This is a genomic window from Azospirillum sp. TSO35-2 (assembly GCF_003116095.1).
GTDB lineage: Bacteria > Pseudomonadota > Alphaproteobacteria > Azospirillales > Azospirillaceae > Azospirillum.
The window spans coordinates 141,044-166,266 of record NZ_LGRA01000018.1 but is presented as its reverse complement, the minus strand read 5'-3'; the positions used below and the strand labels follow the sequence as shown (position 1 = coordinate 166,266).

Annotated in this window: 25 protein-coding genes; 14 read left to right on the top strand and 11 right to left on the bottom strand. The window is 67.3% G+C overall.

Annotation, left to right across the window (positions count from 1 at the left end; all coding sequences use genetic code 11):
- The first annotated feature begins 49 nt into the window (after positions 1-49).
- Positions 50-478 carry a hypothetical protein gene (locus TSO352_RS33200; RefSeq protein ID WP_158284569.1) on the top strand — a complete coding sequence of 143 codons (429 nt, stop codon included), beginning with the start codon at positions 50-52 and terminating at the stop codon, positions 476-478.
- Complete coding sequence (locus TSO352_RS11765) at positions 463-1,143, top strand: glycosyltransferase family 25 protein (RefSeq protein WP_158284568.1); 681 nt, start codon at positions 463-465, stop codon at positions 1,141-1,143. The genes TSO352_RS33200 and TSO352_RS11765 overlap by 16 nt, the downstream gene beginning before the upstream one ends.
- Positions 1,144-1,159: 16 nt before the next feature.
- Here TSO352_RS11765 and TSO352_RS11760 read toward each other — a convergent pair whose 3' ends face one another.
- Complete coding sequence (locus TSO352_RS11760) at positions 1,160-3,190, bottom strand: PAS-domain containing protein (RefSeq protein ID WP_247872049.1); 2,031 nt, start codon at positions 3,188-3,190, stop codon at positions 1,160-1,162.
- Positions 3,191-3,491: 301 nt separating this feature from the next.
- Here TSO352_RS11760 and TSO352_RS11755 point away from each other — a divergent pair, with 301 nt between their 5' ends.
- Positions 3,492-3,887, top strand: coding sequence for a hypothetical protein (locus tag TSO352_RS11755; protein WP_247872048.1), 396 nt, complete (start codon positions 3,492-3,494; stop codon positions 3,885-3,887).
- A 138-nt stretch (positions 3,888-4,025) separates the two neighbouring features.
- Here the strand turns inward: TSO352_RS11755 and TSO352_RS11750 are convergent, their stop codons facing one another.
- Positions 4,026-5,840 (bottom strand): right-handed parallel beta-helix repeat-containing protein, encoded by a 1,815-nt coding sequence (locus tag TSO352_RS11750; protein WP_247872047.1) that lies wholly within the window; start codon positions 5,838-5,840, stop codon positions 4,026-4,028.
- Between the two features lie 328 nt (positions 5,841-6,168).
- Between TSO352_RS11750 and TSO352_RS11745 the strand changes: the two genes are divergently transcribed.
- Both TSO352_RS11745 and TSO352_RS11740 read left to right on the top strand, forming a co-directional pair.
- Complete coding sequence (locus TSO352_RS11745; RefSeq protein WP_247872165.1) at positions 6,169-7,632, top strand: hypothetical protein; 1,464 nt, start codon at positions 6,169-6,171, stop codon at positions 7,630-7,632.
- Positions 7,629-8,579 carry a glycosyltransferase family A protein gene (locus TSO352_RS11740; protein ID WP_109107533.1) on the top strand — a complete coding sequence of 317 codons (951 nt, stop codon included), beginning with the start codon at positions 7,629-7,631 and terminating at the stop codon, positions 8,577-8,579. Before TSO352_RS11745 ends, TSO352_RS11740 begins: the two co-directional genes overlap by 4 nt.
- Here TSO352_RS11740 and TSO352_RS11735 read toward each other — a convergent pair.
- Positions 8,530-9,060 carry an MAPEG family protein gene (locus tag TSO352_RS11735; RefSeq protein WP_109107532.1) on the bottom strand — a complete coding sequence of 177 codons (531 nt, stop codon included), beginning with the start codon at positions 9,058-9,060 and terminating at the stop codon, positions 8,530-8,532. The genes TSO352_RS11740 and TSO352_RS11735 overlap by 50 nt on opposite strands.
- A gap of 329 nt (positions 9,061-9,389) precedes the next feature.
- Here TSO352_RS11735 and TSO352_RS34255 point away from each other — a divergent pair, with 329 nt between their 5' ends.
- Positions 9,390-9,515: a hypothetical protein gene (locus TSO352_RS34255; RefSeq protein ID WP_282183849.1), complete on the top strand. Its 126-nt coding sequence runs from the start codon at positions 9,390-9,392 to the stop codon at positions 9,513-9,515.
- A gap of 133 nt (positions 9,516-9,648) precedes the next feature.
- Here TSO352_RS34255 and TSO352_RS11730 read toward each other — a convergent pair whose 3' ends face one another.
- The 5 genes from TSO352_RS11730 to TSO352_RS33495 all read right to left on the bottom strand — a co-directional run bounded on the left by TSO352_RS11730 (position 9,649) and on the right by TSO352_RS33495 (position 12,383).
- On the bottom strand, positions 9,649-10,722 hold the full coding sequence (locus TSO352_RS11730; protein ID WP_109107531.1) for an alpha/beta fold hydrolase: 1,074 nt from the start codon (positions 10,720-10,722) through the stop codon (positions 9,649-9,651).
- A gap of 25 nt (positions 10,723-10,747) precedes the next feature.
- Entirely contained in the window at positions 10,748-11,149 is a 402-nt protein-coding gene (pspC, locus tag TSO352_RS11725) for an envelope stress response membrane protein PspC (protein ID WP_109107530.1), read from the bottom strand.
- Positions 11,150-11,214: 65 nt separating this feature from the next.
- Complete coding sequence (pspB, locus tag TSO352_RS11720; protein WP_109107529.1) at positions 11,215-11,442, bottom strand: envelope stress response membrane protein PspB; 228 nt, start codon at positions 11,440-11,442, stop codon at positions 11,215-11,217.
- 90 nt (positions 11,443-11,532) lie between these two features.
- Complete coding sequence (gene pspA, locus TSO352_RS11715; protein WP_109107528.1) at positions 11,533-12,201, bottom strand: phage shock protein PspA; 669 nt, start codon at positions 12,199-12,201, stop codon at positions 11,533-11,535.
- A gap of 17 nt (positions 12,202-12,218) precedes the next feature.
- The gene (locus TSO352_RS33495) at positions 12,219-12,383 is read right to left on the bottom strand and encodes a hypothetical protein (protein ID WP_199231571.1); all 165 of its coding nucleotides are present in this window, start codon (positions 12,381-12,383) and stop codon (positions 12,219-12,221) included.
- A 179-nt stretch (positions 12,384-12,562) separates the two neighbouring features.
- Here TSO352_RS33495 and pspF point away from each other — a divergent pair, with 179 nt between their 5' ends.
- Both pspF and aceB read left to right on the top strand, forming a co-directional pair.
- Positions 12,563-13,597 (top strand): phage shock protein operon transcriptional activator, encoded by a 1,035-nt coding sequence (gene pspF, locus TSO352_RS11710; RefSeq protein WP_109107527.1) that lies wholly within the window; start codon positions 12,563-12,565, stop codon positions 13,595-13,597.
- A gap of 110 nt (positions 13,598-13,707) precedes the next feature.
- Entirely contained in the window at positions 13,708-15,312 is a 1,605-nt protein-coding gene (gene aceB / locus TSO352_RS11705) for a malate synthase A (RefSeq protein WP_109107526.1), read from the top strand.
- An 89-nt stretch (positions 15,313-15,401) separates the two neighbouring features.
- Here aceB and TSO352_RS11700 read toward each other — a convergent pair whose 3' ends face one another.
- On the bottom strand, positions 15,402-15,677 hold the full coding sequence (locus TSO352_RS11700; protein WP_109107525.1) for a hypothetical protein: 276 nt from the start codon (positions 15,675-15,677) through the stop codon (positions 15,402-15,404).
- A gap of 147 nt (positions 15,678-15,824) precedes the next feature.
- On the bottom strand, positions 15,825-16,241 hold the full coding sequence (locus tag TSO352_RS11695) for an HRDC domain-containing protein (protein ID WP_109107524.1): 417 nt from the start codon (positions 16,239-16,241) through the stop codon (positions 15,825-15,827).
- Between the two features lie 232 nt (positions 16,242-16,473).
- On the opposite strand from TSO352_RS11695, the gene TSO352_RS11690 reads away from it, so the two are divergent.
- Both TSO352_RS11690 and TSO352_RS11685 read left to right on the top strand, forming a co-directional pair.
- Positions 16,474-17,499 carry a hypothetical protein gene (locus tag TSO352_RS11690; protein ID WP_109107523.1) on the top strand — a complete coding sequence of 342 codons (1,026 nt, stop codon included), beginning with the start codon at positions 16,474-16,476 and terminating at the stop codon, positions 17,497-17,499.
- Between the two features lie 131 nt (positions 17,500-17,630).
- Positions 17,631-17,843, top strand: coding sequence for a hypothetical protein (locus TSO352_RS11685; protein WP_109107522.1), 213 nt, complete (start codon positions 17,631-17,633; stop codon positions 17,841-17,843).
- 117 nt (positions 17,844-17,960) lie between these two features.
- Here TSO352_RS11685 and TSO352_RS11680 read toward each other — a convergent pair whose 3' ends face one another.
- Complete coding sequence (locus tag TSO352_RS11680; protein WP_109107521.1) at positions 17,961-18,434, bottom strand: ferritin family protein; 474 nt, start codon at positions 18,432-18,434, stop codon at positions 17,961-17,963.
- A 177-nt stretch (positions 18,435-18,611) separates the two neighbouring features.
- On the opposite strand from TSO352_RS11680, the gene hrpB reads away from it, so the two are divergent.
- The 4 genes from hrpB to TSO352_RS11670 all read left to right on the top strand — a co-directional run bounded on the left by hrpB (position 18,612) and on the right by TSO352_RS11670 (position 24,979).
- Entirely contained in the window at positions 18,612-21,170 is a 2,559-nt protein-coding gene (hrpB, locus tag TSO352_RS11675) for an ATP-dependent helicase HrpB (protein ID WP_109107520.1), read from the top strand.
- 181 nt (positions 21,171-21,351) lie between these two features.
- The gene (locus TSO352_RS32950) at positions 21,352-22,518 is read left to right on the top strand and encodes an ABC-three component system protein (protein ID WP_146210753.1); all 1,167 of its coding nucleotides are present in this window, start codon (positions 21,352-21,354) and stop codon (positions 22,516-22,518) included.
- Positions 22,509-23,006 (top strand): three component ABC system middle component, encoded by a 498-nt coding sequence (locus TSO352_RS32945; RefSeq protein WP_146210752.1) that lies wholly within the window; start codon positions 22,509-22,511, stop codon positions 23,004-23,006. Before TSO352_RS32950 ends, TSO352_RS32945 begins: the two co-directional genes overlap by 10 nt.
- On the top strand, positions 23,006-24,979 hold the full coding sequence (locus TSO352_RS11670) for a DUF3732 domain-containing protein (RefSeq protein ID WP_109108279.1): 1,974 nt from the start codon (positions 23,006-23,008) through the stop codon (positions 24,977-24,979). The genes TSO352_RS32945 and TSO352_RS11670 overlap by 1 nt, the downstream gene beginning before the upstream one ends.
- Positions 24,980-25,223: the final 244 nt, after the last annotated feature.

Genomic DNA, 25,223 nt, shown 5'->3' with positions numbered 1-25,223 from the left:
CAAACGATGGCCGATCCTTCGGCCGGTTCTGTTTCACACCGGAATTATGATGGATGCCGCCCCCTTCCAATCATCCCCTCTTCCGCTGTTTCATTCCCATAGAGAAGGAATGCGGCATATTTCTCACAGCGGCGGGCGTTGCTGGACATTTGCATTCCGCAAATCCAAAAAAATCCGCAGCGGCGGGAAGTTTTCTTTCTCAACATCGGCTGAACTCTTCACGACTGTGGACGATCCTTTCAAAGCCTCGGCAAACCGACCGGATCGATCCGGGGCGGAGCTGCTTTTTCCCGAAAAATTTACGATTCCTTTCCGACTCGACTATGGCCCTGCTTCGGGCGTCCGCCTTGCCGAACGTCCGACCCGTCCCGACGTCGAATTTCAGGAGTTGCAAACGGAAAATCCGCTTTCATCATGCTGGCGCCCGGATCGCCGAACCGCCCCATCCATGGACCCGCCACAATGTCATCGTCGCTGAAGATCGCGCAGTGCTGCATCTCGCTGAAGGGGTCGTCCCGGCGCAGCCTGTTCAAGGAGAACGCCGACCGCTTCCTGCCGTCGTTCGAGTTCTTCGACGCCGTTTCGGTCGAAGACCTCCGGCAGGGCTTCTCCATCGAAAACGTCCGGGTCGACGTCACCGACCTGCGCTGGACCGACCATGAGCGCCACGACCCGCGCCGGCAGAACGGCCCGTTGATGTTCACCGAGATCGCCTGCGCCTATTCGCACATCCAGTGCTGGCGCCGCGGCCGGGAGCGCGGGCTGGACTATCTGGTGGTGTTCGAGGACGACGCCGTCCCCTGCCGGACCTTCGAGAGCATCACCATCCCGACCGACGCCGACGTCGTCTACATCACCGACCGGATGCCGCGGAATGGCAAGGGCGAGGCCGCCGGGTACGGCTGCGGCCTGCAGGGCTACATCGTCAGCCGGCGCGGCATCGCGAAGTGCCTGAGGATCTTCGAGACGCTCTACATGCCGATCGACCTGCAGATCCTGGCGCACCAGCGCTCCCAGATCGCCTTCGGGCACGGCCTGACCGCCTACCGGAAACCGCTCGCCCAGGAGGATTACCTGACGGCCTATGTCACGCCGGTGCCCTACTGCGTCGATCCCGGCCGGGTCGCCTCGCAGATCTCCTGACGCACCCCGCCTCCGGTCAGGTTTCGGCGGCGGGGGCCGTTGCCCGGTCGTCGCCCATCGGGAAGCGCAGCACGAAGCGCGTTCCCCGCCCCTCCCCATCCTCCAGCGCGCTATCCTCCAGCGCGATGCCGCCGCGCATGGTGCCGGCCATGATGTTGGCGCAGATGCTCAGCCCCAGGCCGCTCGCCCCGGTGCCGCGCTTGGTGGTGAAGAAGGGCTCAAACACCCGGCCGCGGATGGCGGCGGGGATGCCCTTGCCGTCGTCGGCGTAGCGCATGTCGATCCAGCCCGGCGGGTCCTCGCGGGCGGTCAGGGTGATGCGGCCGGGCTGGCCCTCGTCATAGGCGTGGACCAGGGCGTTGATGATCAGGTTCGACAGGACCTGGGCGAAGGATCCGGGATAGCCGTCGACGATCAGGCCGGGGGGGATATCGACCGCCACCGTCACCGCGGTGCGGCGCAGGCGCGGGCGCAGGCTCAGCAGCACCTCGTCGACGTAGGCGGCGAGGTCGAAGGGGCGGCGCTCGCCGCTCGCCTGGTCGGAGGCGACCTGCTTGAAGCTCTGGATCAGGCCGGTCGCGCGTTCCACGTTGGTCAGGATCATCCGCGTCGTCTCCCACGCCACGTCCAGGAAATCCTGGAAGTCGCTGCGGCGGATGCGGTTTTCCTCGAACAGGGTACGGATGCGGCGGACCTCCTCGCCCAGGTGGGAGATGGCGGTCAGGGTGACGCCGATCGGCGTGTTCACCTCGTGCGCGACGCCGGCGACCAGTTGCGCCAGCGAGGACAGCTTTTCCGCCTGGATCAGGCTGGCCTGGGCGTCGCGCAGCTCCGCCTCCGCCCGTTTGCGGGCGGTGATGTCCAGCGCGACGGTGACGATGTGGGTGACCTCGCCGCCCTCGTCGGTCAGCGGCATCTTGGTGGCCAGCCAGTGGCGCGGCTGCCCGGCGGCGTCCGGCGCGCTGTCCTCGTGGAAGGGCACGCCCTGGCCGCTCTCCACCACCAGCCGGTCGAGCGCGGCGGCGCGGTCGGTGGCGGGACCGGCGGGCGGGCCGGCGTCCGCGCCGTAGGTGTCGCGGTAATAGCGGTTGGTCAGCCGGACGACGCCGTCGCGGTCCTTCACGTCGATCAGCGCCGGAATGGCGTCGATGACCCCGGTCAGGATCTCGCGGCTCTGGCGCACCGCCTCGTCGGCGATGACGCGGTCGGTGATGTCGGTGAAGGTGCGGACCTGCCCGCCGTCGGGCAACGGCACCACCCGCACCTCGATGAAGCGGCCGTCGCCCTGGGGGCGGGCGTAGACGAACTCGCGCTCCGGCCGGCCCAGCCGCTGCATCAGGTGGCGCAGCTTCGCCTCCAGGTCGTCGCCGAAATCGGGGGCACCGGCCGGCATCTCCAGCTGGCGGGTGGCGAGCTGGAAGCGCACCACCTCCTCCAGCGTCGGCGCACCGCGCAGCATCTCCTCCGGCAGGCCCAGAAGGTCGCGGGCGTTGGCGTTCCAGGCGATGTAGCGCAGGTCGCGGTCGAGCAGGACGATCCCCTGGCCCATGTTCTCCAGCGTCAGGCGCAGCAGGTGCCGCTGCGTCGCCAGCTCGTCGTCGGCGCGCTTGCGCTCGGTGATGTCGGCGTAGGTGCGGACGAAGCCGCCGGCCGGGGTGCGGCGGGTGCGCACCTCCAGCACCCGGCCATTCGGGCGGCGATGCTCGAACAACGGCGGGTCGGCGCGGCGCGCCTCGTCGATCCGACTCGCGACGATGTCGTCGAGGTCGCCGGGGCCGTATTCGCCGTTCTCGGCCAGGGCTCGCACCAGATCGGCGTAGCTCGCCCGGCGCAGGGAGTCGCGGGGGCGGCCGAACAACTCGTACAGCGGGCCGTTGATGACCCGCACCGTCAGGTCGGCGTCGACCAGGATCACCCCCTGGTCCATCTGCTCCAGCGCCAGCGCGGCCAGGCCGGAGTCGGGCGTCGCCCCCGGCAGGCCGTAGGGCCAGTCGTCGGGCCAATCGCCGGTCGGCTTCGCCGGGGTGTCGGGGGTCTGGGCTGGCAAGGGCGGCGCGCCATCCATCGGTTCGGGGGTGCACTATCGAACGGGGCAGTCTAGCAGCCGCTTGCCATCCTGCCGAGTGTTCGTCTGCGCCGGGACGTCGCAGTCTTGCGACATTTAGCGGACATTTTAAGTTTTCGGGAACACTTGCCTTGCTACCCTGTTTCGCATGACAAACTGTGTGCGTGATCCCGCTTCCGTTCCGTCATCGAGCCCGAGGTAACCGCCCCCCGTGTCCGGACTGGCCGCCCTTCCCGCACCGACCAGCGCGCAACCCCCCGCAGGGTTGGCGAAGCTGCGTCAGATGCTGGCCAGCGACGCCGCGGCGGTCCAGCCGATCCGCCGCGTCCCCGGGGAGCAGGAGCGCAAGCGCAGCTCCGACGACACCCAGGCGACCGGCGACGCGCTGCAGGGCAGCGGCCGCGCCGACACCGACTCGACGGCGTCGCGGGCGCGCGCCAGCGGCGGTTCGGCCGGCGGCTTCACCATCGGCGGCGGCACGGCGACGGACAGCGGCCCGGTCACCGGCAGCCCGGTGCCGCAGACCGCCCTTCCCAACGCCGGCTACGTCGCCCAGAGCATCCACCAGGAGGCGATGGGCAGCGGCCTGACGATCGAGCCGTGGTCCGAGGCGATCGACGCCTACCGCCGCGCCGACGCCGGGGTGAACACGCCGCTGGTGACGCAGATCGCGGTGTGAGTGTCGGCGGGTTCTGGTTCGCACGTGGCGTCGATGCCCTCTCCCAGGGCTCTCAGCGGATCTTCGATCCGCCTGACGCCGTCAGCGCAAACTGCGTTTGCGCGAGAGGCGGGAGAGGGCAACCACCCCACCCTCGCGTCAGCGCATTCCCTCCGGCCCGACGCGGTCCAGCGGCAGTTCCTTCATCCCCCGCACACGGTCCATCACCCGGGCCTCGGGCGCGCCGGCGGCGCGGACGGCGTTCTGCGTCTGGGTCCGCTCGATGCGGAAATCGCCGCCGCTCAGGCTGTTGACCACCTGATCCTTGGCCGACGGCCCGTCGACCACGTTGTCGCTGGCGACATTGTCGTGCATCCGCCCGGCCGGACCGGCGCTCGGCACCCACTCCAGACGCAGGAAGCGGTCCTTGGGGTCGGTCATCAGGACGACGTTGTCGGCCACGCGGTTGCCGTTGCCGCCATGCACGAAGACCGCCGCCATTCCGGTGTTCTCCAGCACGTTGCCCTGCACCGTCACCCCGTTGGTCAAATCGTCCAGATAGATGCCGAAGCCCTTGTAGCGGTTCAGCCAGCGCCCCTGCGCGTCGGTGGCGAGCCCGCCGGTGTCGCGGATGTCGTTGAAGCGGATCACCGTGCGGGTGTCGATGTCGCTGCGCCCCAGCGTCTCGATCGCGCCGGCGTCGGCGGTCTCTCGGGCGGTGTCGCGGATGCGGTTGTATTCGACGACGTTGTCGCTGTTCACCGTCTGCGGATTCCAGTTCTTGATCGAGATGCCGTAGCGCGCGGCGTGGCGGATGTCGTTGTGGGCGATCAGCGTGCGGTGGATGCCGGACGCCATCACCCCGCCACCGAAGAAGCGCACCTCGCCGATGTCGCTGATGCGGTTGCCGAGGATGCGGTTCTCGTTGCTGCCCGGCGCCAGTTCGACGCCGCTGCGGCCGAGATGCTCCATCCGGTTGCCCGTCACCTCGCTGCGGCTGACGCCGTCCAGCCTCACCGCGGTGCCGACCAGGGCGAAGCGGTTGCCGGCGATGCGGAGCCCGCTGCCGCCCTTCGCCAGCACGGCGCTGCCGTCCCACGGCACGTCGGTGAAGGTCAGCCCCTCCACCGCCACGTTCTGCGCGGTGTCCAGTCGCAGCAGGGTGCCCTGCCGCGCCACCACCAGCTCCGCCCTTCCGGTGTCGAGCCCGGCCGGCGGCCGCACCAGCAGCCGGCCGGCCTTGGCGTCCCAGGCGAACTGGCCGGGTCGGGTCAGGAAATCGGGGTGGCCGAGCAGCCGCACGGTGGAGCCGTCGCGGTAGGCGTACTGGCCGTCGCGGTCGAAGGTCAGCATCCCGCCGGGATCGCTCGACGCGACGCCCAACAGGTCGTCGGACAGCCGTTCGCGGTCCAGCGCCTGCGCCCGCACCCCCGGCCCGGCCCACGCCGCCTTCAGCGTGCCGGCGGGCAGCCGCATCTGGCGCTTCGACCCGGCATCCTTGCCGCCACCCGCCGCCTGGGCCATGAACCAGCCGCTGCGCAGCGGGTCCGCCGGGTCGAAGGGGCCGCTGCGCGCCGCGTCGAGCCGCCGGCCGCCGAGCGCGACGTCCAGCCCCGGCTCGCGCGCCAGCGGCGCCGACAGCACGCCGCGGTCGAGGTTGCCGCCCCCAACCAGCTCACCGCCGGACAGCACCGGCTGTTCCCCCTCGACGTTGGTCAGGCGCAGGCCGGACAGCGATGAGTCGACGACCAGCGGCGCCGTCAGGCGGTAGGTGCCGCCGTGCAGCCGGATCGTCGCCGGGCCGCCGCGCCGGGCCGCCTCCAGCGCGCGCGCCGGGCTGGCGAAGGGACCGTCGCGCCCGTCCGGCGCCGGGGTCGTCAGCCGCCCCGACCAATGGTCGTTGCCGTTGGGGGCGACGTAGAAGGTGGTGTCCGCCGCCGCGGCCGGTTGCGGCGCCGACGCCAGCAACAGCACCGCAAGCGGAACACCCGCCAGAGTCCGGAACGCCAAACTCCGGACCATGAGTCTCCGGAACGCATCCGGCCAAAAACGAGGCATGGCTCAGCCCTCCATCGCGGCAGGCGATCTGCCGAAGGGGGGAGACTGGCGCAGCGCCGACAGGGCCGCAAAAGCGCGAAGGGGGTGTGCGGGTGCGAAGGGCGCACGCCCTCTGCACCCCTGCCGACCCGGGACGGGACGTATAGGCTGGCTTTTCCTCCTAACCGGACCGGCCGGTCCCAGGCGCATGCCCGCGCCCGACCGGCCGCGCTTCGGCGTGCACGCAACAGGGGACGGAGTGCCGATGATCGAAATGGCGCTGATCGCGCAGGTGCTGGTTCTGGTGCTGGTGACCGTGGTGTTCCTCAGCACCGGCAGCGCGTCGATGTTCCATCCGCTGACGCTGTACCTGATCTTCCACGGTCTGGTCTTCGTCATGCGGCCGATCCTGGTCCACACCCAGCATTTCGACGATGTCTGGCTGTTCATGGGCTATTGGCCCGACGCGCAGCAGTTCGTCTTCACGTTGGTGGTCAGTTCGGTGGCGCTGATCGCCTTCGCCGCCGCCTGCGCCTGGGCCGGCAACATCCGGCCGGACTGGCAGCCGGGCGGCGCGCCGCCGCCGGCCTTCTCGTTCGACCGCGTCGACATCGTCGCCTTCCTGACCACGGCGGCGCTGCTGGCGCCGCTCGCCATCTATTCGGCGATCCAGCGGCAGGCCGGCGCCAGCTTCGACGGCACCGGCGACGTCCAGATGGAGCGCGATCCGACCACCGGCCAGCCGATCTACACCAACACCACCGGCTACATCGCCGAGGCGCATTCGATGGGCCTGCCGCTGACGCTGGGGCTGATCTGGATCTGCCGCTTCCACCCGTTGTCCTTCATCCCCTTCGCCGGCTTCGTCGCCTACCGCGCCTATCTCGGCTGGGGGCGCTGGGCGATCATCATGGGCATCCTGGGGCTGGTGCTGCTGCTGCTCTACCGCACGCGGACCAAGTGGTTCCGGGCGTGGCACGCGCTGGCGGCGGTGCCGGTGCTGGGGCTGTTCACCGTGCTGGGCAACAACCGCGACGCCTTCCGCGACGTGCTGGCCGGCGATGCGCCCGTCTCCGTCCTGCTGAAGTTCAACGGCGGCAGCGGCAGCGGCCGGGCGCTCGACGCGCTGGCCGGCCAGGATCTGGCGAACTTCGACTTCCTGTCCTTCATCCTGTGGGTGGTGCCGAAGCAGTCGGCGACCTACACTTGGTTCACCCAGTATCTCCAGCTCTTCACCGAGCCGATCCCCCGCCTGCTGTGGCCGGGCAAGCCGGTGGGCGCGCCGGTGCGCTGGGTGGAGCTGAACGACTACGGCGTCTTCTACAACCTCACCACCTCGCTGCCCGGCGACGGCTGGATGAGCGCGGGCTGGATCGGGATGATCGTCACCATGGTGGTGGTCGGGCTGATCCTGGGCCGGCTGCACCGCTGGTTCTGGACCAGCGGCTTCCGCAACCGCTACGCCGTGCTGTTCTACTGCGCCTTCCTGCCGCTGTCGCTGCAGTGGTTCCGCGACGGCAACATCACCATCGTGAAGTTCGGCTTCTTCTCGCTGCTGCCGATCCTGCTGTGGATCGGGCTGACGCGCGCCCTGCGCGCCTGGGGCATCCTGGACGACGATCCGCTGGGCCCGATGGTCGCGCCGCCAAATCCGAGGCCAAATCCGAGGCCGGGCCTGCCGCACGCGCCACTCGCAGGACAAGCCATCGTCGGAAGGGAACCGTCATGACGCTGACCGTCAGCGCCGTCATCGCCACCTACAACCGGGGGCCGGAGCTGCGCACCGCGCTGACCCGGCTGATGGGCCAGACCACGCCGCCGATGGAGATCATCGTCATCGACGACGGCTCCACCGACGGCACCGGCGCCATGATGCGGGCGGAGTTCCCGACCGTCCGCTACATCCGCCAGCCGCACAATGGCGGGCTGATCCTGGCCCGCAACTTCGGCTTCGTGAACACCAGCGGCGACTGCATCCTGTCGGTCGACGACGACAGCTGGTTCGAGCAGCCGGACGGGCTGGCCCGCTGCGTCGCCTACCTGCAGGAGCATCCGGACGTCGCCGCGGTCGCCTGCAACATCGAGACGCGCGACGGGCTGGTCTATTTCCCCAAGGCCGCCGCCCCCTTCGACGTGCCGTGGTACGTCGGCTGCGGCCATCTGCTGCGGCGCGAGCATGTCGAGGCGGTCGGGCTCTACATGCCCGAACTCTACCGCCAGGGGGAGGAGAAGGACCGCTGCCTGCGGCTGCTCGGCGCCGGCTACCGCGTCGTGGCGTTGCCCGACGTCATGGTCTACCACGACAAGAGCGAGAAGGGCCGCAAGCCGGGGCTGGAGCGCTTCTACAACCACCGCAACGACCTGATCCGCGAGGTGGCGCGCTGCCCGTCGTCGCTGATGGCGTGGCGGCTGGCGCGGACCTGGGCCGGCAACAGCTGGAAGAACCTGCGGCACGGCCCGCGGCTGACCGACCTGAAGGTGCTGATGGCGCTGCCGGAGATCATCCGCATCGGCCGCCGGCACCGCGCCCCGGTCGGGGTGGACGCCTACCGCCGCTGGCTGCATCTGGCGAAGACCGCCGCCCCGGCCAGCGCCCCGCCGGCGGCAGGGCGCACCGCGGCGCCGCTCACCCGGCCAGTTGCAGCAGAACAGCCCAGCCCAGCACGATCAGATTGACGGTCAGCGTCATCGCCATGCCGGGCGCCCGCGCGTAGGGGTGGACCAGATAGCCGGCCCAGAACAGCAGGCGCCCCAGCACGAACAGCCCGGTCGCCACCACCGCGGCCCCCAGGCTGGGCAGCGGCAGCGCGACGACCAGCGCCGCCAGGGCGGGGACGAAGATCGCCGTCTGCTCCACGCTGTTGGCCAGCACGCGCTGGGCGACGCGCTGCTGGCGCGGCTCCGGGTCGTCGATCGGGTTGAAGGTCCGGTTGCGGCCGCGCGCCGCCATGACGCCGCAGACCATGCCGAACAGCAGCAGCGCCGGCCAGACCGCCAGTTGCCCCCACAACGCCATCCGCGCCCCCGGGGTCGTGATGCCGGCGGGGGGCGTCACCAGCAGCCGGTGCAGCAGCACGAAGAGCACCACGGTCGTCAACGCGGCGGTCAGATTGATCAGGAGGGCGCGGATCACCATGGACGGTCGGCGGGCAGCCATAAGGACGCTCCGGAAGGTGGCACGGGAGGTTCGGACCAACAGGACAACGGCCTTCCCCCATGGTCCGGACGCATCCCAGTGGTCAGGTTTTTCCGCTGTCCCGCAAGCCCAAAACGCGAAAGCTTCGGTCCATCCTCAACAGCGCTGCGTCAGAAAGCGAAAGCGGGGTGCGGATTCGCGGTTCTTTCATGACCTGGATCAACGACCGGGACCCGCGCCGGGTGTCCCATTGGGGGACCTGTTGTCAGCCTCTCTTTTCGCTACCATGTTCTAACCATCTTGCTTCACCATAGGAGGTGAAAGCGGGGATCGATGGTGGAGGGCCTATGATGGATCTCGTTCTTCTCGGTGGTGCGGTGGCGGCGGCTGCGGCGTTGGCCGGTCTGATCGCCACGATGCCCACCCCGAAACCAATTCCGATCCGCGTCCGCGACCGGCGCGGCCAGCGCCGGTAACGCGTTCCGATCGAACGCGGTTTCCGCGCTCTGACCAGCCAGTCAGGGCCGTGAAAGGGTTGCGGCCGACAGCCGGCGCTTGGCCGCGTTCCGCGACGCCCCCCAACGCCTCGTGACGTTGGGTCGACCCGCCTCACGGCGTTGGCAGGACGTCGCTCAGGAAGCCCGCGACAAGGCCGGACACCTGCCGATGAAGGATGGTGCGGTCGCGGCCGGCCTCTTGGCCATCCCGGCAGATCATTCCGTCGCCCGGCCGCTCGGCCTCCAGCAGCGGGATGGCGTCGGCCTTGCAGACGCTCAGGAAGCTGAAATGACCGGCGTCGGTGATCGCCGCATAGCGGGTCGAGCCAGCCGGCAACCGGTCGGCCAGGGCGCGTGACTCCAACTCCACCGGCATTTTCGGATCGCCCGGCCCGGCGGCGATGACCAGGACCGGCACGCGGATCGCGGCCAGACTGACCGGGTCGAACCCCTGCACCAGCCCGAGATCGAGCGTGACGACCGCCCTGACCCGCTCGTCGGCCAGGGACCGCGCCAGCGCCCCGTCGGCGTCGGCATCGGCACCCGTCGCACCGATCCCGGGACCGCAGGCGGCCATCTCCGGATGGGCGCGGCAGGCCATATCGAAGCGCCGCTGATCGAAGCGCCCGCCGGCCAGCGCCACCGCGGTCCAGCCGCCCAGCGAATGGCCGACGACGGCGGCGCTGCGGGGAACCAGCAGGCCCGACCATTGAGGATCGTCGCTCAGCGCGTCGATCAGGTGGCTGACATCGCCGGGGCGTTTCCACAGCGTGGCGGCCCCCGGCGGCGCCATGTCGCGGCTGGTCGATCCCGGATGGTTGGCCGCGGCGACGATGTAGCCGCGCGCTGCCAGATCGACCGCCAGCCATTGCTGGTTGGTCCAGTTGCCGCCATAGCCGTGCGACAGCACCACCAGCGGATGGCGGCCGGGCCGCGGCACCGCCCCGACCCGCACCGCCGCGCCGACCAGGGCGCGGGTGTCTCCGACCAGCGTGACCGCGCCGCCGCTGTCGTCCGTCGGGTACCAGACGGCGCCCTCCAGGGCGCGGTGCCCGCCCGTTTCGGGCAGCGACAGCCGGCGGAAACCGACGGCGGGGTCGGCATCGGCCCAGGCCGGCGCCGCGGCGGCCGGAACGGCGGTCAGCGCGGCAAGAACGACGAACAGGCGGCGTAAGGACGGTTCCATCGCACGGACGCTCCGGCTGGGCGCGTCAGCGATCCAGATCGCGGATCGCGCGGTTCAGTTCGAACTCCTTGGAGGCGACGTAGGCCTCCATCCCGACGATCCGCTTCTCCATGTCGCGGAAACGCTGGGTCAGGCCGGCGAGCGTGCGGTCGGGCTTGGTCGACACGGTGCGCCAGAACGCCTCCTCCTCCGGATCGCGGTAGAGCTGGGCCGGACGCACCGGCAGCACCAGCAGCGCGATGACGTAGGCGATCACCAGCGGCACCGAGAAGAAGAACAGGGCGAACAGCATCGCCACCCGGATCATCCCCGGCTGCACGCCGAAGTAATCGGCGATGCCGGTGCACACGCCGCCCAGCACCCCGCGCTGGGGGTCACGGTAGAGCCGGTGCGGGTTGGGCGAGTCGTAGGGGGACGCGCGGTCCATGACGGCCTCGTTCCTTTTCGTGAATGGGCGTTGAGCGGCGTTGCACGGTGGCGCGCCGGCGGCGCTCAGACCTTGCCGCGCCAGTGCGGCGCCTCGGTGTCGAGCACGCGTTCCAGCGCGTGGACGCGGCTCTCCAGCCGGTTGGAAATCTCCCACAGCTCGGCGAGCAGCCGCTCGTCCTGTGCCGTGAGGCCCCGCTGCGAGCGCCATTTGGTGATGTAGTGGAAGACGATCCACACCGGCGCCACCACCACCAGGAACAGCACCGCGAGGACGAAACCCAGGAACCCCATGGTCGGTCGGCCTTTTCTTCTTTGTCGTGCCCGGATCGGCAGAGGGTCGGACGGTGGGACGGCCCCATCCGGGACCGCCCCGTCCTCGCATCAGCCGCGGCGGGCGGCGATGCGGGCCTTCAGCGCCGCCAGATCGTCTTCGACCTTCTGGCTCGCCTCAAGCTCGGCGATCTCCTCGGTCAGGCTCTTGGTGCGGCCGATGTCGTAGGATTCGACGCGGCCTTCCAGCTCGTCGAGGTTACGCTCCACCTGCTCGAAGCGCGACAGGGCGTCGTTGATCCGCTCGTCGTGCAGCGCGGTGCGCAGCCGGACCCGGTTGTTGGCGGTCTGGCCGCGGACGACCAGCGCCTTCTCGCGGGTCTTGGCGTCGGTCAGCTTGGCCTGCAGGCGGCCGATGTCCTCGTTGGCCTTGGCCAGCGCCGCTTCGACCTGGATCAGCTGTTCGGTCAGCGCGTCGGCCTGCTCCGCCACCTTGGACTTGGCGAGCAGGGCGCCCTTGGCCAGATCCTCGCGGCCGCGGGTCAGCGCCACCTCGGCCTTGCGGTCCCACTCGTCGCGCTCGCGGTGGAGGTCGGCGACGCGGCGTTCGATCTCCTTCTTCTCCGCGATGATCTTGACGGTGGAGGAGCGCACCTCGACCAGCGTGTCCTCCATCTCCTGGATGATGAGGCGGATCAGCTTCTCCGGCTCCTCGGCGCGGTCGAGCAGGGAGTTCAGGTTCGACTGCACGATGTCGGTCAGGCGCGAAAAGATGCTCATGGTCGGTGTCCCGTCAATCAGCCGAGGATGGCGCCGGCGAGGATGCCGGCGAAGAAGAACAGCCAGCTTTCCGCCGGCCGGGTGCTGAGATAGGCGCGCACGCGCCCCGCCAACGGCCGGGCCTGCGTGGTGTCGAAGCGGTGACCGCCGTAACGGCGGCGGAAATCGCTGAAGTCGCTCATGGTTGATCTCCTTGCCATGGCGCTTTCATCGCAACTGCCGTGCCAATCCGGCGGGCCGGCCCTGGAACCCTTGCCGGCGCTGGCTTTGCCGCGTCCGGCGGCGGACAGTCGGCGTGATTGCCCGATCGCTGATCCCGCTATATCATCGCGCTTTCCGCGAACAAGTGGCCCTAAGCGCGATGTCCGTCACCCTGCCCTCCCTGCTTGGCGAGTCGCCGGCCTTCCAGGCGGCGCTGGCGCATGTGTCGCGGGTGGCGCCGCTGGAACGGCCGGTGCTGGTGATCGGCGAGCGCGGGACCGGCAAGGAGCTGGTCGCCGCCCGCCTGCACTATTTGTCGCGGCGCTGGGACCGCCCCTTCGTCAAGGTCAACTGCGCCGCGCTGCCGGAGTCGCTGCTCGATTCGGAGCTGTTCGGGCACGAGGCCGGCGCCTTCACCGGCGCCACCCGGCGCCAGGTCGGCCGGATCGAGCAGGCCGACGGCGGCACCCTGTTCCTGGACGAGATCGCCACCGCCTCGCCCGCCGTGCAGGAAAAGCTGCTGCGCGCGGTGGAGTATGGCGAGATCGAGCGGGTCGGCGGCCGCACCGCCACCGTCGACGTGCGGGTGATCGGCGCCACCAACGCCGACCTGCCGGCCCTGGCCGCCGCCGGCCGGTTCCGCGCCGACCTGCTCGACCGGCTGGCCTTCGACGTGGTGACGCTGCCGCCGCTGCGCGCCCGCCCCGACGACATTCCGCCGCTGGCCGATCATTTCGCCCTGGGCATGGTGCGCGAGCTGGAACGGCCGCTGTTCCCCGGCTTCACCGCCGACGCGCTGGCGCGGCTGTGCGCCCACGACTGGCCCGGCAACGTGCGCGAGCTGCGCAACGCGGTCGAACGCTCCGTCGCCGCCGCCGACCCGGACGCGGCGGTCGACCACATCATCCTCGACCCGTTCCGGTCGCCCTGGCGCCCGGCGTCGCCGCCATCCGCGACACCGCCCAGCCCGGCGCCCGACGTGGATGACACCAGCCCGGTCGCCGCCCCCATCGTTGACGGCGGCATCCTGGACCAGGTCCGCGCCTTCGAGGCGGCCCGGCTGCGCGAGGCGCTGGAGCGCCACCGCTTCAACCAGCGCCAGACCGCCCAGTCGCTCGGCCTCGGCTACCACCAGCTGCGCGGCATGCTGAAGAAGCATGGGCTGATCCCCTCTCCCCAAGATGGGAGAGGGTGATCCCCCCTCTGCGACGTTCAGCCGTCCCCGGCCCGCCGGAGCGCCGTGCTATACCGGTTGCCCAACCGTCGCAGAGCGGTTCATCCGATAAGGGTAAGGGGAGCAGCGTGATGGCCACCAGCATGTCCGGCCTAGACATCCATGGACCGCTCAATCCCGGCTTCGAGGCGATCCTGACGCCCGACGCCATGGCCTTCCTGGCCGAGCTGGAGGGGCGCTTCGGCGGCGAGCGGCTGCGGCTGCTCGATGTCAGGGCCAAGCGGCAGGCGCTGCTGGACCAGGGCCACAAGCCCGACTTCCTGCCGGAAACCCGCGCCATCCGCGAGGCCGACTGGACCATCAGCCCGCTGCCCGTCGATCTGCTCGACCGCCGGGTGGAGATCACCGGGCCGGTCGACCGCAAGATGGTGATCAACGCGCTGAACAGCGGCGCGAAGGTCTTCATGGCCGATTACGAGGACGCGACCTGCCCGACCTGGACCAACCTGGTCGAGGGGCAGATCAACATCCGCGACGCCGTGCGCCGGACCATCACCCACGAGGATCCGGCCAGCGGCAAGGCCTACCGCCTCAGCGACCAGACCGCGGTGCTGAAGGTGCGGCCGCGCGGCTGGCACCTGGACGAACGCCATGTGCTGATGGATGGCGAGCCGATCTCGGGCGCGCTGTTCGACTTCGCCCTGCACGTCTTCCACAACGCCCACGAACTGCTGGCGCGCGGCAGCGGGCCGTATTTCTACCTGCCCAAGCTGGAAAGCCATTTCGAGGCGCGGCTGTGGCGCGAGGTCTTCCTGGTGGCGGAGGAGTATCTCAAGCTGCCGCACGGCTCGATCAAGGCGACGGTGCTGATCGAAACCATTCTCGCCGCCTTCGAGATGGACGAGATCCTGTATGAACTGCGCGAGCATTCCGCCGGGCTGAACTGCGGGCGCTGGGACTACATCTTCAGCTTCATCAAGAAGTTCCGCACCGACCCCGCCGCCGTCATGCCCGACCGGGCGGAGGTGACGATGGCCACCCCCTTCCTGTCGGCCTACAGCCAGCTCGCCGTCAAGACCTGCCACCGCCGCGGTGCGCCGGCCATCGGCGGCATGGCCGCCTTCATCCCGGTCAAGGGCAACCCGGAGGCCAACGAGACCGCCTTCTCCCGCGTGCGCGCCGACAAGGAGCGCGAGGCGTCCAACGGCCATGACGGCACCTGGGTCGCCCATCCCGGCCTGGTTCCGGTCGCCCAGGAGGTCTTCGACGCCTACATGCCCACCCCCAACCAGATCGCCCGCAAGCGCAACGACGTGACCGTCACCGCCGCCGACCTGCTGGCGGTGCCGCCGGGCCCGAAGACCGAGGCGGGCTTGCGCAACAACGTGGCGGTCGGCATCGGCTACATCGAGGCGTGGCTGCGTGGGCTGGGCTGCGTCCCGCTGTTCAACCTGATGGAGGACGCCGCCACCGCCGAGATCAGCCGCACCCAGGTCTGGCAGTGGGTCCACACCGGCACCCGGCTCGACGATGGCCGCGCGGTGACGATGGAGCTGGTCGACGGCGTGATCGCCGAGGAGCTGGCCGCCTGGAAGCAGCGCGTCGGCGCCGACGCCTACGCCAAGGGCCGCTACGCCGACGCCGCCGGTTTGTTCCGCGATCTGGTCGCGCGGGACGACTTCGCGGAGTTCCTGACCCTGCCGGCCTACGAGCGGCTGGTGGCCGAGGGGGCGTAAGGCGCGTCGATCAGTCCAAACAGCAACGGCGCCCCACCGCGGGCGCCGTTTCCATGTCTGGCGGTCGGATGTTCATCGGCGCGGACCGGCTACCGCTCCACCTCGCTCCGCCGGTCGAGGTCGTCGAGGATGGCGCCGGCGCGGCTGGTCAGGTTGCGGGCCAGCCGGTCGTAGCCGCGGTTGCCGGTGGCGCGGGCGCGCTGTGCGGCCTCGGCCCCCAATGCGGCCAACTGGCGGGCGATCTCCCGGTAATCGGGCACGCCGTCCCTGGCGTTGCCCTGTCTGGTGTCGCCCGTCCGCGGCTCGCCCGGCCAATTCGGGCCATGCGCCGCGCGCCGGTCGGGTTGGTGATCCTTCGACGCCACAACCGCCTCGCACCGCCGTTGCCATCGTGAAGGCGGCATCCTGGCACAGCGGGCGGCCCCGACCAATTCGCGCTTAGGGCAGAGCGGTCACAGCCTTTGGGTGCGTCCCGGCAACCAAAGAGGATAGGACCGCCCCGCCGACTCCCGTCAGTCGATCAACAGGTCGAGCGTGGAGCGGACCACCTGCACGATGTCGCCGCCATGCTGCGAGGCCGGCAGGCCGCGGGCGCCGACGATGATCGACAGCTCGTGCTCGGTGGTGGGGGCGAAACGGGCGATCTCCGCCACCAGCTCGTCCGACAGCATGGCGTCGCGCGGCAGCCCGGCGTGGGCGGCGGCCTTTTCGCGCCAGCCGTTCAGCGCGGCGGCGATGGCGGCCTCGATCTGCTGCGACTCCTCCTTGCGGCGAAGGTCGCTGAACAGCACCAGCACCCGCCAGCCGCCGGTGGCGTAGGCGGTGTCGATGCGCTGGACCTCGACCGTCCGCAGGAAGGCGGACAGTTGCTCCTGCGCCTCCTCCGGGCTGTCGTCGGGAATGGTGAAGGTGCGTAGTTCGGTGCTCATCGCCCAACCCTGCTGAAGGCTTCCCTGTCGGGGAAGCCTACACACAATTGGTGCGTTCGGCAAACCGGACACCACCGCCGGGGTGCTCCGGCGACTTGGGGATACCCCCAATTTCCGGCCGGAGAATCGGCTTCCCCGCGCGTTGTGGGACAGGTCGGGTGCGCGGCAACGCCGCACCGATCCCTCCCCCGCCCTGTCCGTCCGTCTGCCCCGCCCGCCGAGGAGACCGCCGATGCACGATCCGGAGCCGCAAGCGCCGCCCGAAACGCCCTCCCAAGCGCCAACCCAGCCCCCCATCCCGGACCCCGTCCGCCACAGATGCTGGTGGACGCTGGGGCTCGGGCTTGGCCTGCTGGGGCCGCTGGCGCTGGGCGGGTTGGGCGTGCTGGCGCTGCTGTGGACCGGCTCCCGGCTCTACGACCAGCCCTTCGTCTGGTACAACCTGAACCGGATCAACGCCGCCGCCGAGCGGGCGGCGCGGGACCCCGACCCGGTGACCGTGGTGGCGCTGGGCGACACCGCGCTGCGCGACGCCACGCTGGACGAGCGGGAGATGGCGACGCTGGCGGCCAAGCGGGGCGTGGCGAACCTGCATTTCCTGCGCATCGTCCACCGCCAGGCGCAGTTCGCCGATTTCGAGCCGCTGCTGGACCGGCTGATCGCGGTCAAGCCGGCGCTGATCCTGATCGACCGCGATCTGCTGACCGCCCGGCGCGGCGCGCTGGAGGACCTCGCCCGCTACAGCCGCGCCCTGCTGCGCCTCTATGACGGGCGCCCCTATGTGCAGGATCAGGTCGCGCTGCAATACCGCCGGTCCTGCGGTCCGACTCCGGCGGCCTGGCTGACCGGTGGGACGTCCGACGCGGTCACCGGCTCCGGCGCCACCGCCGAGCGGGTGCGCGCCTTCATCGACCGCGCCTGGAGCGCCGGCATCCGCGTCGCCCTGATCGAGGTGCGGACACGGCCGGCCAAACCGCCGTCCGGCGGCGTCATCGCGGCGGCGGAGGCGGCGGAACCCGACGCCCCCGGCGCCAACCTGCCGCAATGGCGCTACGCGTCACCCACCGACGACGATGACGACACCAGCGGCACGGGGTCTTGCGCCGACGGCCGGTCCAGCGCCGATGGCCGGGCCGCCTTTTCCACCTGGCTGGCCGGCGGCATCGCCGGCGCGGTTGCCAGCGCCGATCCGGACCGCGGGTCGGGCCGCCGGGCGGACCGCGCGCCCGCGGTGTCGGCCACCGCCTCCCTCCCCTGACATGCGGCGATTGGCCACGCTCCTGCTGCGCTGCCGTTCCGGCCACCCGTCGGCGTTCATTCCGGCTTCCGGCTAAACCACTTTTTGTTTATGGTTTCTGGGTCGGGCGTGTCGCAACAGGAGACGGATGCATGGCTTCCATCATGATCAAGAAGGCCGGCGAAGGGCTGGTCTCGCAGGCCCACCGCAACGCCGACGTCGGCCCGACCAGCGGCAGCTCGGTCGTTTACGAGGTTCAGAACGTCCCCGGCGGCGTCGCCGTCGACGACGTGATCGCCGCCTTCAAGACCTACAAGCCGGTCGACAAGGTGTACGAGATCGATTGGGCGGAGCTGTCGAAGTAGCCGCGGCCGACAGGCTTCCGTCTTCCCGCCGGCGCCCCTCCGGCTGAGGGCGCGCCTCGGACGTCCGGGACCCGGCCACCCTCGTGCGGCCCGGTCCCGGAAGCTCCCCCGCAAGGCTCAGACCTGAAGCGCGGGATAGCGCTTGGCCCACACCAGCAGTTGGGCGACATGCTCCGCCTCTTCGGCGGCGAACTCCTCGGCCATCATGCGGACCTCGGAATCGGAGGTGCTCTTCGCCACCTCGGCGTAGAAGGCCTGGCCACGCCGCTCGCTGTCGAGCGCCAATTCCAGCGCGTATTCCACCGTCATCAGATAGTGGGAGCCTTCCATCGAGGTCGATTCCGGGCTTTCGCCGTCCGGCCACTGGAAATCCTCCGGCGCCAGGTCGGGGATGGTGCGGAAGCCCGACCGTGCCCGCGCCTCGGCCAGATGCATGCGCGAGAATTTCGCCATCTGGGCGAAGAAGGCCGCGATCTCCTGGTTGCCATAGGTCTTCATCGTCTCTGACAGGTCGGAGAAGCGGTTGGCGGCGTCCTCCTCCAGCGCGCAGGCGTGGGCGAGGAACAGGGCGGGGTCGTGGATGCTGGTCATGGATCCCTGCGATAAGCGAATAAGCCCGACGACGCTAAAACCATAACGTTTTTACGGTCATTGGTCGCGCCCGACCGCCGCGACGCCGGGAGGTGCGACCTTTTGGCGCGTGCCGGCGCTGCCCGCCCGGGAAAACCATTGCCTTTCCCGCCGGTTCGCGGCAGCAGACTCCCCCTCATGACCCAGCCCACCTTTTCCGCCCTGCCGATCGACCCCGTCCTGCCCGCCCTGCTCGACGCGCTGGACAGCCGCGGCATGGCCGTGCTGCAGGCGCCGCCCGGCGCCGGCAAGACGACGCGGGTGCCGCTGGCGCTGCTCGACGCCGGCTGGCTGCAGGGCCGCAAGATCCTGGTGCTGGAACCGCGCCGGCTCGCCGCCCGCGCCGCCGCGCGGCGGATGGCCGCGATGCTGGGGGAGGCGGTGGGCGAGACGGTCGGCTACCGCGTCCGCCTCGACACCAAAATCGGCCCGCGCACGCGGATCGAGGTGGTGACCGACGGCCTGTTCCTGCGCCAGCTTCAGGAGGATCCGGAGCTGCCCGCCGTCGGCGCCGTGCTGTTCGACGAGTTCCACGAGCGCGGCATCGACAGCGACCTCGCCCTCGCCCTGGTGCAGGAGGCGCGCGGCGCGTTGCGCGACGACCTCCGCCTTGTGGTGATGTCGGCGACGCTCGACGCCGGCCCGGTGGCCGCGCTGCTGGCCGACGCGGGCGGCGACGCCCCGATGGTGACCAGCGCCGGCCGCGCCCACCCGGTCGACACCCGCCACCTCGACGCCCCCGCGCCGGGTAGCCGCATCGAGGACGCGGTCGCCGCCGCCGTCCGCCGCGCGCTGCGCGAGGAGCCCGGCAGCGCCCTGGTCTTCCTGCCCGGCGTCGGCGAGATCCGCCGGGTGCAGTCCCTGCTGGAACAGTCGGACCTCGGCCCCGGCACGGTGATCGCCCCGCTCTACGGCGATTTGTCGGCCGAGGCGCAGGACCGCGCGATTTCCCCCACCGCGCCCGGCACCCGCAAGATCGTGCTGGCGACCTCGATCGCCGAGACCAGCCTGACCATCGAGGGCATCCGCATCGTCGTCGACAGCGGGCTGATGCGGGCGCCGCGCTTCGACCCGCGCGGCGGCATGACCCGGCTGGCGACGGTGAAGGTCAGCCAAGCGTCGGCCGAGCAGCGCCGCGGCCGCGCCGGCCGTCTGGAGCCCGGTGTCTGCTACCGCCTGTGGCCGGAGGCGACGCACCGGGCGCTCGCCCCCTTCACCACGCCGGAGATCCAGGACGCCGACCTCGCCCCGCTGGCGTTGGAGCTGGCGGTGTGGGGGGTGTCCGACCCGGCGACGCTGGCGTGGCTCGACCCGCCGCCCGCCGCGGCGCTGGCCCAGGCGCGCGAACTGCTGACCGGCCTCGGCGCGCTCGACCAGAAGGGCGCCATCACCGCGCATGGCCGCCGCATGGCCGGCTTCGGCGTGCACCCGCGGCTGTCGCACATGATGCTGGCCGGCAAGGCGCTGGGCCAGGGCGCGCTGGCCTGTCTGGTGGCCGCCCTGCTGGGCGAGCGCGACATCGTCCGCGCCCAACAGGGTTTCCGCGACGCCGACCTGCGCCTGCGCGTCGACCTGCTGCGCGGCGAGGAGCGCGGCGGCCAGGGCGCGGCGCGCGGCCTCAGCGTCGACCGCGGCGGCGCCCAGCAGGCGATCAAACAGGCGCGGACATGGCGCCGGCAACTGGGCGTGCGCGACGACGACGCCATGGACTCGAACGCCGTCGGCCTGCTGGTGGCGCTGGCCTACCCCGACCGCATCGGCCAGCGCCGGCCGGACGGAGCGCCGGGTGGCGTCGCGGCGCAATACCGGCTGTCGGGCGGCCGCGGCGCCTATTTCCAGGCGGCCGAGCCGCTGTCGGCCGAGGATTGGCTCGCCATCGCCGACCTCGACGGCGCCGCCCGCGAATCGCGCATCTTCCTCGCCGCCCCGGTGTCGCTGGCCGAGTTGGAGGACAGCTTCGCCGACGACATCCGCAGCGAGACCATCATCGCCTGGGACGCCCGCGAGCAGGCGGTGCTGGCCCGCCGCCGCCGTCGGCTGTTCGCGCTGATCCTGAAGGACGAGAAGCTGGCCAAGCCGCCGGCCGAGGCGATGACCGCCGCGATGATCGAGGGCATCCGCGCCATGGGCCCGGCCTGCCTGCCCTGGACCGACGAGCTGCGCAAATGGCAGACCCGCGTCGCCTTCCTGCGCCAGCGCGAGGGCGACGAGTGGCCCGACCTGTCCGACGCCGCGCTGATGGACGGCCTGGAGGACTGGCTGGCCCCGTTCCTCGACGGTGTGTCGCGCCGGGCGCATCTCGACCGCATCGACCTGTCGAGCGCGCTGCGCGCCCTGCTGCCCTGGTCGCTCAAGACCCGCCTCGACGCCGAGGCCCCGACCCACGTCGAGGTGCCGAGCGGCTCCCGCATCCCGATCGACTATGACGGCGAGGAGCCGGTCCTGGCGGTGCGTCTTCAGGAGATGTTCGGTCTGGCCGAGACCCCGCGCATCGCCGGCGGCCGGGTCCCCCTCCTCCTCCACCTGCTGTCCCCCGCCCGCCGCCCGGTCCAGGTCACCCGCGACCTCGCGAGCTTCTGGGCCAACGCCTACAAGGCGGTGAAGGCGGATTTGAAGGGCCAGTACCCGAAGCACTACTGGCCCGACAACCCGCTGGAGGCCGAACCGACCGCCCGGGCGAAGCCGCGGGGGCGGTGAGCAGGGACTTTACCAGCGTACGGAGCAAATAGTTGCGTTAGGAACGCGACTTCAGTCTTCTGGCGCCCTCCTGACTGATTGAGCGTGCATTGCGTTATGGCATGCATCATAATGAGGCAAACAAGGCGGCCTTTATCGGGGAAGCTCCCCGATCTCATCAGATTTGCACAACCGGGGGATGATGGCGACTGCACTGCTTAAGAAGGCATCGAATAGTGCGGCTCCTGGCCAATACCTTGGCTATGGCTTGCAGGACGTTCGTTTATGCCACCATCTGCTCAAGTCTGCTGGTGGCTGTTCAGTTTCGCTTGAGTTCATAGAAGACACCGCAATTCACTGGCCTGACGGGAGAGTACTGCTTGAGCAGGCGAAAAGTGCGCTCTCGGGCAATCCGATCAGCGATAACTCTACAGAACTGTGGAAGTGCTTCGCCAATTGGGCTCGCTTATGCTCATGTGGGAAAGTGGATCCAAAACTTACCAAATTTCACCTCTACATTTGTCCGCCTAAGAAAGGAGCTTTAGTTCACCTCCTTCATTCTGCTTCAACCAAGCCAGAAGCGGCGATACTGCTCGCAGAAATTAACAAAAGAGTTTCGAAAGGAAAAAAGCTGAAAGCCTGCGACCCTCTGATATCAGAGTTTCTCTCGGCTGGCATGGATACATGCCAGAATATCATAATTAATTTTTGCCTTGTTTCAGAGCCAGACCCACTTGAGCAGATCCGAGAATTATTCCGGCTTTCGGTCTTTGAGAATTCTGTAGAGGACTTTTGCTCACATGCTATCGGTGAAGCAAAGAATAGGATCGCGGCGCTAATACGTGCAGGCGATAGCCCGATGATTGATGCATTGGAATTTCGTAGACGCCTGCAAGCATTCACTCGGAAATATGGTGCCCGTGGACTACTCGTTCCGACTACTGAACAGCCGAACAACATGCAGGTTCGCGCCATCCTGGCGGCCACGCCCATTTTTGTTCAGCAACTTATGAAGGTAAATACACCGGACGAAGCACTTTTACGGGCAATAGGCGACTACCTTCGATCAGATGCCGATCGTACAGTATGGGCCGCTGATGGTCGCATTGTCGAAGAGAGTCTTAATGAGCTACATGAAGGACTTAAATCTCACTTTCAAAATGTACGCGACGAGGTTGAAGACCTTATGTCGGAAATGGATTCTGAAACACGAGGACGGAAAATCTACCGAGACTGCATCAAACACCATGAACCGCTCGAAAGTCAATGTGTCCCAAGCTATTTCATTTCGGGAACATACAATATGTTAGCCGACTTCGCAACGATTGGCTGGCACCCGCAATATTCCATGTGGTTCAAATGCAAGTGAATATCGAAGCCAACATTTCCTCTGTTGAAGCAGTGCAAAACTCTGCCATGGGAGCAATTATTCTCTGGTGGTTTGGGCGCGGATATGAGGAAGAAATTCTCGGTGAGCTGCCACTACTTCATCTCAGCTTCCTTGTACTCCCGATCATTCTTCATCGCCCTTCTCTCAATCTGGTCAGTAGCACCAATGTGTCGTCAGGCATTGGCAAGTTCATTGAAAAGTTTGAACTTCACCGCGAGGACTTAATGGCAGTCCATACGCGCACCCTAGCCATGCGACGGCTCAGCCTGCAGGCGATATCCACGGGAATATCTACAGGCTTATTGAACATTGTATATGAAGATGCGCGCTTACGCGCCAATGATGTCAAAATACGCCGACCAACTGAACGTATTAAGCCTTATACCGCAGCAGCGGAAAAGCTTGGGCGTTGGATGGCCCGAGTTCCACCCACCACAACCTTTTCTCTTTTACGCGTGAGCCCCTGATGCACTTCCAAGTTCTCAAATTGATTCTTTGGTCTAAGGCCGGGCACCCGCCACGCATTGTCAATTTTGAACCGGGCATGGTCAATGTCATTAGCGGAGCTTCTAAGACTGGCAAGTCTGCAGTGATTCCAATTATAGACTACTGTCTTGCTTCGGGAAAATGCAATATACCGGTTGGTACCATACGCAAGGCGTGCTCGTGGTTCGGCATCGTCATTCAAACAATCGAAGGCCAGAAACTACTTGCCAGACGCGAGCCTGGCGATGCAAAGCAAACCGGCGACATGATGTTGCTAGAGAGTAATGAGATAAAAGCTTTCTCCGAGCTTCCGGTAAAAAATATTACCAGCGAAGGAGTAAAGAGAGTACTAAACCGCCTATCAGCACTTTCTAACCTTGATCTTGATCCAAATAGTGACTCAGGATTTAATTCTCGGGTGAGTTTTCGCGACTTAACTGCGTTTATGTTTCAACCTCAGTATATCATTGCCAACCCTGCGGCACTCTACTTCAATGCCGACACGACCGAGCATCGCGAGAAGCTGAAAGCAATTTTTCCATATGTTTTGGGCGCTCTCACTGCTGACATGCTCGCCGCGAAATGGGAGATCGACAAGCTACAGCGTCAACTCCGTCGAAGAGAGGCTGAGCTTAATGCAATGCGGTCGTCGGTGCGAACTTGGCAGATAGAGGCGGAAGGCTGGATCAAGCAAGCCATCGAACTTGGATTCGTTCCTGCGAACACCCTTATTCCGGACAAATGGCCCGACATACTCGATTTGCTCCGTACCATTACCGAAAGCAGCAGCCGGACTGCACAGCCATCGGTCACCTCAATCGAGATAATGTTGGTGGAACTCCAGCGGCTGCGAGAAATGGAACGAGAAGCTGCAGCGGAGCTTTCCGATCACCGCCAGCGACTCAACGAAATACAACGTTTGATTGATAGTAGTAATTCTTATGGATCAGCAATTCAGATCCAGCGAGAGCGCTTGGATGTCGCCAATTGGATTGAAGCTTTGGTAGAGCGCTCGGATGATCCGATCGTCGCCCTTGGCGGAGGTGGGCGTCGAAAGCTTGAAGCCCTTCGTGAAGCGCTAGTTGGAGTCGAACTACAACTTCGCTCACAGCCTTCGTTGTCGGATGCATTTAATCGGGAACGGTTGCGGCTACGTGGCTCGGTCGAGCAAGGTACGGCGAAACTCAGCGCTGTCCGTCAACAGACGATATTGCTCGAACGACGTTCTGATGAAGCACGTGCTGCGACTTTCCGCTCAGACCGAATAGAGCGCTTTCTAGGAAGACTAGAGCAAGCAATTCAACTCTATGACCGCACAGAAGAAAACTCCGACCTTCCGAGTGAGATTGAATCAATCCGCGCGCTGATATTCGAGCAACGAAAGTTATACTCAGAGGGACAGGTGCGACACAAACAATCTTCGGCACTTAAGATTGTCGAAAATTATGCATCAACGATCATCGGAAATCTTGATGCTGAATGGCCAGAAGCGCCAATAGAAATCTTGGTTGAAGACCTATCTGTGCGCGTTATTCATAAAGATCGTTCAGATTATTTGTGGGAAATTGGAAGTGGAGCAAATTGGCTCGCCTACCATGTCGCCGTAATATTAGCGCTACAACGCTATTTCCTGAACGACGTTGGACATCCGGTACCGGGCTTTATCGTGCTCGACCAACCTAGCCAAGTCTATTTCCCGCGCGGCTTCGATAGTGAACATGTTAGCGAGTTCGGACGAACTCGTGACCAAGACATTTTAGCGATCCGATCAGTTTTCAGAGCTTTAGGTGCTGAGGTAACTCGAGCAAAAGGACGAATGCAAGCAATCGTCCTTGATCACGCGGGTCCAGATGTATGGGGAAGCATTCCCGGCGTAATACTGGCCCAAGAATGGAGGGGTAACAACAAACTTGTTCCTCGTGAATGGCTGGACATCCCTTCCGATGAATATTAAATATCTGTTGAAGTTTCCATCAGATATACAGACCTTAAACTTTTCCAAGCCTGCCTTACCGCCGACCGCCATCCATGATAGGACTATAAGCCTCAACCGCCCGAGGAGTGTCCTGCATGCATCGCCTATGGCGTCCCGCCGCCTTGCGCCCATCCCCACACCCCCGCCCCACCGGATGGAACAGTGAACAGCCCCCGGAAAACTGTTCCAAACTGTTCCAAACGTTCCATCCGGCCACCACAGG